Source organism: Streptomyces sp. RLA131 (genome assembly GCF_056270125.1).
The window spans coordinates 8,247,053-8,259,522 of the sequence record NZ_JBWDOQ010000002.1 but is presented as its reverse complement, the minus strand read 5'-3'; the positions used below and the strand labels follow the sequence as shown (position 1 = coordinate 8,259,522).

Below are 12,470 nucleotides of genomic sequence, written 5' to 3'. Positions count from 1 at the left end.
GCCCGCAGGAGAACCATCAGCGACCTAATGAGGCTGTGCTCACGCCGCAACCGGGCGGGCACGACATCCCATCAGCGATTTCGCTCCTGGCCGGCCGGCAGGGGCACGATCTGTCAACAGGACTCGGTGTCCAGGGAAGAAGGAGTGCTCACCTGCTGGCGGCTACCAGGCACCGAGTCTGCCGGATGGAGCCTCGGTAGGTCTTATTAGGTGAGTAGGTCTTCTTCGGTATTCAGGTGCGCAGCCAGATGACGATGGCGGCGACAGTGGCCGTGCCGAGGAAGACGTAGCCGCGTTTGTCGTAGCGCGTGGCAAGCGCCCGGGACTGTTTCACGCGGTTGATCGCCCGTTCGACGGTGTTGCGTTTCTTGTAGCGGCCTCATCGAAACCGGGTGGCCGTCCGCCGCGTGAGCCCTTGCGCAGGCGGGCGGCTTGGCTGTCGGTCTTCTCCGGGATCGTGTGGCGGATGCCCCTCCGGCGCAGGTACTTGCGGACGGGGCGGTTGCTGTAGGCCTTGTCGGCCGCGAGACTGTCCGGCTTCATACGTGGCCTTCCCGGGCCGGATCTCGGGACACGGATTCTTTCCAGCACGGCGATGAACTGGGTGCAGTCTGCACGCTGACCTGGAGTGACGATCAGGGACAGCGGGCGGCAGCGGCCGTCCGCGCTCAGGTGGAGCTTGCTGGTGAAGCCGCCGCGCGAGCGGCCCAGGCCCTCATTTCCAGCACCACCTCCACCAGGCGGGCGACGAGCCTCTGCCACGGCGTCTCGTCCTGGTGTTCCAGCTCTTCGGCCCCCTTTGACGCGGGTGCCGGAGGCGGATCGGTGCGGGCGCCGGGCGCATGCTGATGCGCGCGGACGATGGTGGAGTCCACGGAGATGTCCCAGTCGATCTCACCCGCCGCGTCGGCCGCGGCCTGGACCTGCTGGAGCAGCCGTTCCCAGGTGCCGTCGCCCGACCACAGCCGGTGTCGTTCATAGATCGTCTTCCACGGCCCGAACCGCTCGGGCAGGTCACGCCACTGCGTTCCGGTCCGCACCCTTTGCAAGATTCCGTTGATCACCTGCCGGTGATCCCTCCATCGGCCACAACGCCCGTTACTGACCGGCAGGAACGGCAGCAGCCGTTCCCACTCGGCATCCTGTGACTGAGCGCTTCAGGCGAGTGAGCGCTTGAGTTGGCGGGGCTGGGCATTTTGTCGGCGGAAGATGCCGTCTTGATCTCCGGGCTCGCAGCCACCCCCGAGGGGGTGCAGAGTGGAGACATGGCAGCCCAGCAGCGCTTTGCCCGTCTGCGGCATCCATGGCAGTCCAGCCATGCGCTGCTGGCGATCCCTGTTGTGCTCATCCTGGTGATCACTGTGGTGGACATCCGCTCTCCCCCAGACGTCCATCTGGGACCGGCGCTGGTCATCGCGCCCGCGATCACCGCATCGTTCGCCGGTCCCCGGCTGACCGGCCTCATCGGACTTCTGGCCTTCGCGGCCCAAGCGATCATTGGCGTGTTTCACGGCGGGCTGGCCACAACGAACCACATGGTGCAGTTGGTCACCATCGCGGTACTCTCGGTTTTGGTCGTGTTCTTGAGTGCGGTGCGCGAGCGGCGCAGTCGGCAATTGGCCCAGGTGCGGTCGGTGGCCGAGGCCGCGCAGCATGTCCTGCTGTGGCCGCTGCCGGACCGGATCGGGCCGCTGCAGATCGCCTGCCTGTATCTGGCCGCCGAGGACGAGGCTCAGATCGGCGGCGACCTGTACGCGGCCACCCGCACCGAGCACGGAACCCGCGTATTGATCGGTGACGTGCGGGGCAAGGGCCTGCCCGCCATCGGCGAGGCCGCCGTGCTGCTCGGCGCCTTTCGCGAGGCGGCCCACCAGCACACCACGCTGCCGACGCTGGCCGCTGGGCTGGAACAGAGCGTCGCCCGCTACCTGACCGACTTCGGTCCAGAGGACGAGGCCGGGGAACGCTTCGCCACCGCCTTGCTGCTGGAGATCCCCGACGAGGACCCCATCACCCGGCTGACCAGCTGCGGCCACCTCCCGCCACTACTGCTCAAGCCGGGCGAAGCGTCCACCGTTCTCGTGCACCCCGCGCCCCCGCTGGGGGTCGGCCGCACCGGACCGGAGGACTACACCCTCGATGTGTTCTCCTTCGAGCCCGGAGACACCCTCCTGCTGTATACCGACGGCGTCATCGAAGCTCGCGACCCTGCAGGCGGGTTCTACCCGTTCACGGAACGGGCAGCCCAGTGGTCCCACGCCAGCCCCGAGACGCTTCTGCATCACATCCGGCGCGATCTCCTCGCCCACGCCGGCGGACGCCTCGACGACGACGCTGCCCTGATCGCGATCCGCCGCCCGACCGCTCCGCATCCGAGCCGCCGCCATGGGAGGACCATCCATGGCGGCGGGTTCCGCCACGGCTCCGCAACAAGCCAATGAGCGGGCGCGCCAACTCACATGCTCAGCCTCGCCAACTCAAACGCTCACTCGCCAGGTGAAGCGCTCAGTCACACATCCGGCAGATCACCTCGCCCCATGTCCACATCAACGAGCCGGACAAGCCGTAGTCACATGATCGGCCGGACAGGTCCTAGCTGACGATCACGGACGTCCGGCAACCCACGGCCTCACGGTGTCCGACGACGACAGGGCCGGGAACGACGCATCCGTTTGAGGCGGCCGGCCCCCAGGGGGCCCCACGGTCCTGTCGGGACGGTCGAAGAGGGCCGCGTCCCAGTCACCGGCCCGTAGCCATCTGAGTTCTCACCCGTGCTCGCTACCGGCGGCAGGGGTTCACACAATGTGGCTGTTTCATCCGGTGAGGCGTTCGTGGAGGTGGAGGAGGCAGGGGCGTGATCGACTGGGCCTGGAGCGGTACGAGGCCTCCGGGAGCGATGCCGGCGAGGTCCTCGGCCGGCACGGCGGGCGGCGGGTGGTCACCGCTTCAGGGGAGGGCCGAGCCACCGATTGCCAATTGGCCTGGGACCTGGGCACAGCGCCCTGAGAGACTGCTTCTCCAGTGTTGCGCTTCGAGGAGATGCCATGCAGGTAGCCGTGGTCACCTTTGACGGATTCAACGAGCTCGACAGCTTCATCGCCTCCGCGCTGATCAACCGGTGCCGAAAGGACGGCCTGGAAGCCTTCATCACGACACCCACGCCGGTGATCACATCGATGAACGGCGTCGAGGTGACCGGACAGCGCCCGCTGGAGTTCGTGACCGGGGCCGACGTCGTGCTGATCGGCAGCGGGGTGAAGGCGCGAGAGGTGGTCGCCGACGACCTGCTGATCTCCAAGCTGCCGCTGGACCCTTCGCGGCAGCTGATCGGTGCGCAGTGCTCCGGCGCGCTGGTGCTCGCCCGGCTCGGGCTGCTGGACACCATGCCCGCCTGCACGGACATGAAGAGCCGGCCCTTCGTCGAAGCCTCCGGCGTCACCGTGCTGGACGCGCCGTTCCACGCCGAGGGGAACATCGCCACGGCGGGCGGTTGCCTGGCGTCGCAGTACCTCGCCACGTGGGTGATCACCCGGACGCTCGGGGAGAACGCGGCGCGCGGTGTCCTCGACTACGTGGCTCCGGTCGGCGAGAACCACGAGACTGTCGAGCGCTCCATGCGCGCCGTCCACGCGGGCGAGGCCGCCCTGCGCTGACGCCCGGCGGATCATCCCTCCGCGCTGCCGCTTCGTCGTCTCAAACTGAAACCACCGCACAGCTGGCCGTGGAGCGAGGCTGGATCACTTCAGGGAGCCCACTGGTGAGGGGCGGCATAGCATGGCAAAACCGGGCCCGAAGCTCACCGCCGAGCCCCGCGCGATCTGGCCTGGCGCGACGAGCTTCGGGCCGAGTCACCATGCTCGTTCCGTGTTGTCGCACCGCCGAGTCCCACGACGTCACCCCGCACGCGGACACGGAGAGACGGGCTGCGCAATGACGGGAACACCGAGATGACCCCCTCGTACGAAACCATCAGGACCAGGCTGGATGGCAACGTCCTGTCCGCCACGTTCAACGCGCCGCCGATGAACCTCATCGGTCCCGAGGTCGTGCGGGACCTGGTCGCACTGCTCGAAGAAGTGGCACACCCGACCGCCCCTCGCGTGGTGATCTTCGACAGTGCGGACGCCGACTTCTTCTTCCCACACGTCGACATGACGAAAGTCGCCGAATACACCGCTGAGGCCGCGAAGGCCGGAGGCCCCGGCGATGCCTCCCTCGGAATGCTGTTTCGCAAGCTGAGCCAGCTCCCGGCAGTCACCATCGCCAAACTCCGCGGCCGTGCCCGGGGAGCGGGCAGTGAGTTCCTCCTCGCCTGCGACATGCGCTTCGCCTCCCGTGAGAACGCCATCCTGAGCCAGCCCGAAGTGGGAATCGGAACACCCCCCGGCGCGGGAGCGATCCAGCACCTCACCCGTCTGCTGGGCCGGGGCCGTGCACTCGAAGCCGTGCTGACGTCGTCGGACTTCGACGCCGACCTCGCCGAACGCTATGGATGGGTCAATCGTGCGGTCCCGGACGCCGAACTGGACGAGTTCGTGGCAGGCATCGCCGCGCGCATGAGCGGATTCCCACGTGATGCGCTGATCGCGGCCAAGTCGGCAATCAACGCCATCAGCCTGCCGACTCCTGCCGAAGTACGCGCAGACGCCGCCCTGTTCCAGCAACTCGTCCGAGGTGAGGGGGTACAGCTGCGCACGGCTGAGCTGTTCGAGCAGGGCTTCCAGACCCGTGGTGCCACCGAACTCGGCCTCGGAGACGCCCTGGGCCGCTTGAAGGCCGTCGACTGACTCACTGGAGGGTCTTCGTGTGCGCCTGGTCGCGGGGGTCGACAGCAAGGCCGCTGCGTGGTGGCGAGGGCTGCGAACCCCTACTTGCCCGTCTTGCTCATCAACCGGTCGATCGGTCCATCAACACTGCGGTGCCGTGCAGGCGGCCGGTGAGGTCGGTCCGGGGCTCGATTTCGGCCTTTCGACCGGTCCGTCACGCTTCCCGGACCGGTCAAGCGGCTTGGCACCGCACCCGGCTCTCCACTAGGCACGAGGCTTTGCGGTGGTTGCCCTCGGCGCGCGACGCGACCCCAACTGCGCCCGGTAGCCGCCTGATTACTTTGAGACGTTCTCTCTGGGAGGGGTGGCTGGCCCGGGACAGGGCGTGTTGAGTGGGAGTTCGCCGGCCGGCGAACTCCCGACACCAACAAGTGAGAGGGGCAATGCCATGAGTGATGTCTACGAGCCGCCGATGCTGATCGAGCTGGGCGACTTCGCGGAGCTGACCCGCGGCTTCCTGATCGGCGACGTGTTCGACACCCACGGCTTCTTCCTCATCTGAGGGGCCGAGGATGAGCGGCCAGCCGAGGAACTGGTTCGTGGTCCTGCCGGACGTCGAAGCCGCCTCCATTGTGGCCGCGGTGCAGGATCCGGGCACCGCCCGGATCCTGCACCACCCCTCAGGGCGACCATGGCTCATCGGCGAGTGGCCGAAGGAGGACCTGGTCGCCACGACGGCCGGATCGGTCGCCCTGGCCGTTCTCGGCTACGCGGGCATCGATGTAGCGGCACTGCACCGCCACGCCGAAGGGATGCGCGATGCGGCCGCTGTCGAGTCGCTCGCCGCGCACCTCGCAGGCAGTTGTCACGTCCTGGTCAGCGCACAGGGCACGGTCCGGGCCCATGGAACGGTCTCCGGGCTGCGCCGCCTCTACCACACTGTGGTGGACGGTGTCGCGGTCGCCGCCGACCGCGCGGACGTCCTCGCCCGCCTGACCGGACGGTCGATCGCGACGGAGCGGCTGGCCCTGAGGCTGCTGCACCCGCTTCCGCATCCGCTGCAGGACGTCCCGCTGTGGCCTGGCGTGCAAGCCGTTCCCCCCGACCACTGTCTCCTTCTGCCCCGTGACCGGCCCGCCCGGACCCGGCGCAGATGGCTGCCCCCGGCGCCGGTGCGACCACCAGCCGAGGCGGCCGAGGCGCTGGGCCTGGCTCTGGAGGGCGCGGTCGCGGCCCGTACCCGCCGCGGCGGCCTCGTCGCCTGCGACCTGTCCGGCGGTCTGGACTCCACCCCTCTGTGCTTCTTGGCCGCGCGCGGGCCGAACAAGCTGCTCACCGTGACGCTGGGCTCGGTGGACCCGCACCATAGCGACACGCACTGGGCCACCCTCGCGGCCGAGATGCTGCCCGGCGCGCGGCTGCTCCTCGACGCGGACCGGCTTCCCGCCATGTTCGCCGGCATGGAGCACCCGGGCCGACCCGGCGACGAGCCCTACGCCTGGACCAGGACCCGGGCCAGGGACGAGTTCGTGGCCGGTGAGCTGGCTGCCCGCGGCGCGTCGGTGAGGATCAGCGGTGAGGGTGGCGATGAGATCCTCCAAGTGCTGCCCGGATACCTGCGCCGCACTGCCCCGCGGCAGCCGCTGCTGGCCTGGCAGCAGCTGCGCCGTCACCGTGCCCGGTTCCGCTGGAGCCTCAGCAGCGCGCTGGGAGCCTTGGCCGACCGGCGCCCGTACCAGACCTGGCTCACCGAAGCCGCCGGCCAGACCGATCGTGGTCGGCCACCGCACGGGACGACCATGCTGGGCTGGGGTCTGCCTCCGCGCCTGCCGCCGTGGGCCACCGCCGAGGCCGCCCAGGCCGTGCGGGAACAGCTGCACGCGGCGGCGGTGGACGCCGAGCCACTGGCACCCGAACACGCCCAGCACCAGGTGCTGCACATGGTCCGGCACAGCGCCGGCGCGATGCGCCTGGCCGTTGAGGCCACAGCCGACGTGGGCACGCCCTACACCGCACCGTTCCTCGACGACCAAGTCATCGAGGCCTGCCTCGCCGCCGACCTCACCATGCGCGGCGACCCGAGCGCCTACAAGGGCCTGCTGATCCGCGCGATGGCCGGCACCGTGCCCGACAAGCTCCTGCACCGACCGGACAAGGGGGACTTCAGCCCGGACGCCCACCAGGGGCTGGCCCGCCACCGCCGCGAGCTCACCGAACTCATTGACAGCAGCGCGCTGGCACACGCCGGCCTGATCGACCCCGCGGCGCTGCGCCAAGCCTGTCTCGGCCTGTACCCGCCGGGCATCCCCTATGCCGCCCTGGACGCGACCTTGGCCTGCGAACACTGGCTGCGCACCCGGACCGCCAGCGCCCCACCCGACCCCGGAGGCCTGTAATGGCAGCGAAACTGCGCACGGACGTCACCATGACCACAAGCGAGGTCGGCGGTGTCCTGCTCGACGAAGTCACCGGCCGATACTGGCAGCTCAACCGCACCGGAGTGCTCATCCTGCAGTGGCTGCTGGACGGGCAGACGGCCGAGCAGACCGCCGCCGCCCTGGCAGGCCGCTTCCCGGTCGGCGCCGCCCGGGCCCGCGCCGACGTCGACGCGCTGTACACGTCCCTGCGCGGGGCGGGGCTGATCAGCGAATGAACCCGGCCACGCCTTGGCACCACCGCCCGGCCGCGTTAGCCGCCATCGGGGCCGCCCGGCTGATCGAGAGGCTTCCGCCGGCCCGTATCCGCAGCCTGATGCTCCGCCTGCGCGGTGGCGCCCGGCCCGCTACCGCCGCGCAGGCCCTGGCCGCCCGCCAGACCGTGGTCGCCCTCAGCGTCCGCTGCGCGGGGCAGGGTTGCCTCCAACGCTCCATTGCCGCTGCCCTGTTGTGCCGGGCCGGCGGAAACTGGCCGACCTGGCGGACCGGCGTGCGGATGGCGCCGTTCCGCGCCCACGCCTGGATAGAGGCCGAGGGCCGTGCCATTGACGAGCCCCCGGAGGTAGCCCACTTCCACCCGCTGATCACCGTCCCGCCAGCCGCGCGATAGTTGCTGAGAGGGCGCCGGCAGGCCGGTGCGGGCCGGCACGCCGCCGGGCTGCGGTTCGCGGAGCGTCTGCCGTTCAGGAAACGGGTTCACCGGGTTGGGTCAGGCCACGGTTCCAAGAGGGCGTCCGCCTGCTCGGTCCAGCAGCTACCGCCGGTGGGTCGGATACCGAAAAGCCGCACCATCGACATGCGCGCGTACCGGACCGGCAGGGAAGAACGCCGCTTGGCCGGCACTCCCCCGCCAGCGAGGGATACCCGTCTCGGGGTGTGCACAGGGGGAGAAGGAAAAGCCGCGCCCACCCGGACAGAGCGTCCGGGTGAGCGCGACGTGAGCGAGTGGCGGCGGGGTCAGGTCGCGGTCAGCGACAGATCGGCCGTCGTGGCACGGCCCGGCAGCAGGGTCACCTCCTTGGACGCCGGGCGGTGGCCGGCGTCCGAGGCCGTGATCCGCAGCGGGCTCGGGCGGGCGTCCAGCCAGAGGTCGTAGTGGCCGTCGGAGTCGGTGCGTACGGTGTGGGCGAGGCGGTCACAGCCGGTCGTTCCGGCGTGCGCCACCGGGCAGATCAGGACAGTGGCTCCGGCGAGCGGCGCTCCTGTGCGCTTGTCGGTGATCGTTCCGGAGAGATGGCCCCAGGTCCGCGGGATCGTGACCTTGAGGCTGACCTTGACCGATGCTCCGGCGTAGGGGGCGTCGGTGCTGTAGGTGAGCCGCGCGGTGTAGGTGCCTGCCGTGGCGACGGCGGAGGCATCCGCGCGGACGGTGACCGTGGTGGAGCGGCCGGGGGCGAGGTCGAAGGAGGTCTTGTCCGCCGACAGCCAGCTGACGTCGTCGCCGTCGCACTGGTCGTGCCCGGGCAGGACCTCGGCCGAGGTGGCGGTGTCAGAGAGCGAGGTCATGCCCCCGACGCGGTAGATCCCGCAGCCGCCGCCGGCTCGGAAGACGGCGGAGCCGGAGTTGGGCAGGCTGGACCAGGTGTTGGACACCGGGTCGTATTCGACGACGGTGTTGACCGAGTCCTGTCCGGCGATGCCGCCGACGGCCTGGAGTTTGCCGTCGTTCCCGCTGGCGGTGGCGCCCCAGCGCGTGCTGGGCATGTCGGCCGCACGGGTCCAGGTGTCGGCGGAGGGGCTGTAGCGGTAGGTCTGTCCGCTGGCGACGCTGCCCGAGAGGCCCCCGGCGCAGACCAGTTCACCGCTGATGCCGGCGCAGGCCGCACGTTCCATGGGGAACGGGTAGTCGGAGAGGCGGGTCCAGGTGTCGGTGGCCGGGGTGTAGCGGTAGACGGTGCTGACCATGGCCGTGCAGCCGGATCCGGTGCAGCCTCCGATGACATAGAGGCTGCCGTCGAGGACGGTCACATTGGGCATGCCGACCGCCTGGGGCAGATCGGAGAGGCGGGTCCAGGTGTCGGTGGTGGGGTGGTACGCGTAGAGCGAGGCGCCGGCATGGTCCCCGGCCCAGCCGCCGGCGACGTACATGGTCCCGTCGATGAACGCCCCGCCGGGTGACTCCAGGGTCTCGGGGAGGTCGGCGATGGGTGTCCAGGCGTCGGTGGACGGGTCGTGCACATAACTGTGGGTGAGGTAATGCCCGTTGAAGATTCCGGAGACTCCGGCGACGGAGTAGACCTTGCCCTGGTAGGTGCCCACCGCGTTGTCCGTGACGGGCTCGGGGTAGTCGGCGATGCCGGTCCAGGGCCCTGTGGATGCCGATGCCGCTGCCGTGGCGGGCGGGTCGGTCGACGGGGTCTTCGGGGCCGAGGAGGTGGAACTCATCGGTCCGGGTGAGTAGTTGCCCTTGACGCGCAGCGTCGGTGTGCCTGCCGAGGAGTCCGACGTGGTCGTGGAGGTGCCGGCCGGTGAGGTGTAACCGGTGCTCTGCTCACCGAGGTTGACGTGCAGCGGCGCCTGCCCCTTGTTGGTGAAGGTGACCTTCTTGCTGCTTGATCCGCCCAGCGTCTCGCTGACGGAGAGGCTGCCCGAACTCACCGCCAGGCGGCCCGCCTTGAGCGTGCGGTCGAACCGGTTGACCTTGTCGGGCCGTGTGGTGAGGGTGCCGGTCGAGGTGGTGTAGCGGGCGGAGGCCGTCGTGTAGGTGTGGCGTCCGGCGGGGGCGCTGAACAGCCAGTAGTAGCCGTCGGCCAATGCCAGGTCGTCGGGGGTCGCCACGGTGGTCGCCGTCGCGTAGCTGTCGGCGGTGTCGGTGATGGTGGCGGGCGTGATGGTGCCGCCGGTGTTGCCGTCGACGACCTTTCCGGCGACGATGCCTCCGCTCACGGCGGCGCAGGAGCCGACGGTGACGGTGTCGAGCTGCCAGAGCGACAGGCCGCTGCCGGAGTAGTGGAAGCGCACCTTCACGTGCTTCGCGTTTGCCGCCTGGGTCAGGGAAACCTTGGCGTGGCCCAGGTACTCGGCCGTGTCCTGGTGCCACACCGTGGTCCACGTCGCGCCCGAATCGAGGCTGAGGTCGACGTTGGCCACCGAGTCCTTGCTGGGGGCGTAGGCGGCGTCGAAGCCGAGGACGGGTGAGGTCTGGCCTGCCAGGCTGAAGGTGGGTGAGACGAGTTCGGTGTCCTCCGGGACACCGCCCCGGGTGTAGGGGGACGCGGAGGCCCAGTTCCCGGTTCCGCCCGTGAAGTTCCACACCGATTTATCGGCGAAGTCCCAGCCGGCGCCGTCCGTCCCGTGATTGACGACGGTCCAGCCGTGCTCCGGCGTGGTGCCGGTCCAGCCCTCGAAGCCGGTCTCGGCCGGATAGGCGTGGCCGGGTGCGACGCAGGACGCCAGGTCCACGTCCGGGGCCACGTCGGTACGCACGTCGGCCGTGCCCACCGGGACACTCAGGTCCGTGCTCAGGTAGCCGGGGTAGACCGGTGCCACATGCACGTCATAGGTGGCCTTTTCCGGAAGCTCCACGCTGTACTTGCCGGTGTAGGGGTCGGTGTAGAGGGCGCCGTTGGGATAGCCGTCGATGGTGATCTTCGAGTACAGGGGCCAGCCGTGCCCGCTGCCGTCCTTCACCGTGCCGGACACCGTGCGGGTGGGCAGTTTCACCAGGGTCAGGTCGGCGGTGGTGCTGTCGTTCTCGGCGACACCCACTCCGGAGCGGGTGTTCTCCTGGTAGCCGAAGTCGGTTGCGCTGATCCGGTAGTCGCCCACCGCGACGGGGAGGTCGTACGCGCCATCGGCGTCGGTGGTGACGCGGTACTCCCGGCCGCCTGTCGTCTCTTCGGAGATGGCCAGCGCCGCACCGGCGAGCGGGGCGCCGGACTCGCTGTCGGTGACCCGTCCGGACAGCGTTCCATGGGCGCCGAAGGCCAGCGCGGACACGCCGACCGGGGTGCCGAGACCGGTCGGGCCGTCCCAGCCGGCGCCGGCAGTGCACTCCACCGTGCCGCAGTCGTCGTTGGAACCTGTCGTGACATCGGTCAGCCCGGAGGCGTTGATGTACGGGTAGGTCACCGGGTAGGTGCCCTCGACGGGGGTGCCCGCCAGCGCGTACATCGCCGTGATCAGCGGTGCGGAGAGGCTGGTGCCGCCGACCTGCAACCAGCCGTCCTTGCCCACCGTGTCGTACACGGCCAGGCCGGTCGCGGGGTCGGCGACCGCGGAGATGTCAGCCGTCGCCCGGGTGTCGCAGCCGGTGGTGAGCCCCCGCTGATAGGCGGGCTGGGCCTCGTACAGCGAGCAGCCCGATCCACCGGAGGTCCAGGCGGACTCCGTCCAGCCGCGCCCGGTGTCCTCGGCGCGGGTCAGCCGGGTGCCGCCGGCGGCCACCACATTGGGGTTGGTGGCGGGCCAGTTCTGGACATGGCCGGTGTCGCCGGTGGACGCGACCACGGCCACACCGGGATGGTCGTAGTGGTGGTCGTACGCGGTCTGGGAGGCGGTCTCGCTGGGCAGACCGTAGGAGTTGGAGACGTACTTGGCGCCCAGGCGTACGGCGGTGTCGACCGCGGTGCCCAGGTCGTCCAGACTCGCCGAATCACCCTGCACGAGAAGGATGTTGCACGCCGGACAGGCGGCGGAGACGGCGTCGAGGTCGAGCGCGGTCTCCAGCGCCCAGCCCGCGTCGTCGGCGGGGTAGTCCGTGCCACCGTTCTGATCGACCTTGCGGAAGCAGCCGTTGGCGGTGGTGCACTCGGGCAGCCCGTAGTGCTCGCGGTACGCGGCCAGGTCGTCCTCGGCGTGCGAGTTGCCGTAAGCGTCGACGATCGCCACCGTCCGGCCCTCGCCTCCGGCGGGAAGGCTGTAGGCCGCCTGGATGTCGGCGGGGCCCAGCGCCGTGGACGGGGGCGCGGTCGCCTGCGGCTTGACGAGGTGGTCGGAGCCGGTGCGCACATCGGCGAAGCACTGGGCCACGCCGTCCTCGAGGCTCGGGTTGTTGCAGCCGGCCGGGACGTAGTTCTGCGGGACGTTGTCCTGCGGGACGTTGTCCTGCGGCAAGGCGTTGAGCAGGTCGGAGGCCCTGGAGGAGTCGGCGTCGGATGAGGAAGCCGAGGAAGTGGGGGTGGCCGCGGAGGCGGTGGCCGGTGGTACCGCGGCGAGAGCGCCGGCGCCGAGACAGCCGGCTATGAGAAGGGAGAGCGGCGCGCGTACGCGCGCACGTCTTGAGGACAGCAAGGAGGCACCCTTTTCGTCACGTTCAGGACCCGATCGG

8 protein-coding genes and 1 pseudogene are annotated in these 12,470 nt (G+C 70.0%); 7 read left to right on the top strand and 2 right to left on the bottom strand.

Annotation, left to right across the window (positions count from 1 at the left end; translation table 11 throughout):
• Positions 1-232 precede the first annotated feature (232 nt).
• Positions 233-1,124, bottom strand: a pseudogene (locus RWE79_RS38380) (IS5 family transposase).
• A 141-nt stretch (positions 1,125-1,265) separates the two neighbouring features.
• Between RWE79_RS38380 and RWE79_RS38375 the strand changes: the two are divergent.
• The 7 genes from RWE79_RS38375 to RWE79_RS38345 all read left to right on the top strand — a co-directional run bounded on the left by RWE79_RS38375 (position 1,266) and on the right by RWE79_RS38345 (position 7,811).
• Positions 1,266-2,441, top strand: a complete 1,176-nt coding sequence (locus RWE79_RS38375; RefSeq protein ID WP_475945273.1) for a PP2C family protein-serine/threonine phosphatase — start codon at positions 1,266-1,268, stop codon at positions 2,439-2,441.
• Between the two features lie 603 nt (positions 2,442-3,044).
• Positions 3,045-3,653: a DJ-1/PfpI family protein gene (locus tag RWE79_RS38370; protein ID WP_475945271.1), complete on the top strand. Its 609-nt coding sequence runs from the start codon at positions 3,045-3,047 to the stop codon at positions 3,651-3,653.
• Between the two features lie 294 nt (positions 3,654-3,947).
• Positions 3,948-4,787, top strand: coding sequence for an enoyl-CoA hydratase/isomerase family protein (locus RWE79_RS38365; RefSeq protein ID WP_475945269.1), 840 nt, complete (start codon positions 3,948-3,950; stop codon positions 4,785-4,787).
• A 427-nt stretch (positions 4,788-5,214) separates the two neighbouring features.
• The gene (locus RWE79_RS38360; RefSeq protein WP_475945267.1) at positions 5,215-5,328 is read left to right on the top strand and encodes a lasso RiPP family leader peptide-containing protein; all 114 of its coding nucleotides are present in this window, start codon (positions 5,215-5,217) and stop codon (positions 5,326-5,328) included.
• A 10-nt stretch (positions 5,329-5,338) separates the two neighbouring features.
• Positions 5,339-7,162 carry an asparagine synthase-related protein gene (locus tag RWE79_RS38355; protein WP_475945265.1) on the top strand — a complete coding sequence of 608 codons (1,824 nt, stop codon included), beginning with the start codon at positions 5,339-5,341 and terminating at the stop codon, positions 7,160-7,162.
• A complete protein-coding gene (locus RWE79_RS38350; protein WP_475945263.1) occupies positions 7,162-7,419 on the top strand; it encodes a lasso peptide biosynthesis PqqD family chaperone in 258 nt (85 codons plus the stop codon). The genes RWE79_RS38355 and RWE79_RS38350 overlap by 1 nt, the downstream gene beginning before the upstream one ends.
• Positions 7,416-7,811 (top strand): lasso peptide biosynthesis B2 protein, encoded by a 396-nt coding sequence (locus RWE79_RS38345; protein ID WP_475945261.1) that lies wholly within the window; start codon positions 7,416-7,418, stop codon positions 7,809-7,811. The genes RWE79_RS38350 and RWE79_RS38345 overlap by 4 nt, the downstream gene beginning before the upstream one ends.
• Before the next feature lie 347 nt (positions 7,812-8,158).
• Here RWE79_RS38345 and RWE79_RS38340 read toward each other — a convergent pair whose 3' ends face one another.
• Positions 8,159-12,433, bottom strand: coding sequence for a carboxypeptidase regulatory-like domain-containing protein (locus RWE79_RS38340; RefSeq protein ID WP_475945259.1), 4,275 nt, complete (start codon positions 12,431-12,433; stop codon positions 8,159-8,161).
• Positions 12,434-12,470 lie beyond the last annotated feature (37 nt).

What these genes read in the sequence shown, in the direction of transcription:
- RWE79_RS38365 (WP_475945269.1), top strand. Translation starts at nt 3,948, where the DNA reads ATGACCCCCTCGTACGAAACCATCAGGACCAGGCTGGATGGCAACGTC.
- RWE79_RS38350 (WP_475945263.1), top strand. Translation starts at nt 7,162, where the DNA reads ATGGCAGCGAAACTGCGCACGGACGTCACCATGACCACAAGCGAGGTC.
- RWE79_RS38370 (WP_475945271.1), top strand. Translation starts at nt 3,045, where the DNA reads ATGCAGGTAGCCGTGGTCACCTTTGACGGATTCAACGAGCTCGACAGC.
- RWE79_RS38360 (WP_475945267.1), top strand. Translation starts at nt 5,215, where the DNA reads ATGAGTGATGTCTACGAGCCGCCGATGCTGATCGAGCTGGGCGACTTC.
- RWE79_RS38375 (WP_475945273.1), top strand. Translation starts at nt 1,266, where the DNA reads ATGGCAGCCCAGCAGCGCTTTGCCCGTCTGCGGCATCCATGGCAGTCC.
- RWE79_RS38345 (WP_475945261.1), top strand. Translation starts at nt 7,416, where the DNA reads ATGAACCCGGCCACGCCTTGGCACCACCGCCCGGCCGCGTTAGCCGCC.
- RWE79_RS38355 (WP_475945265.1), top strand. Translation starts at nt 5,339, where the DNA reads ATGAGCGGCCAGCCGAGGAACTGGTTCGTGGTCCTGCCGGACGTCGAA.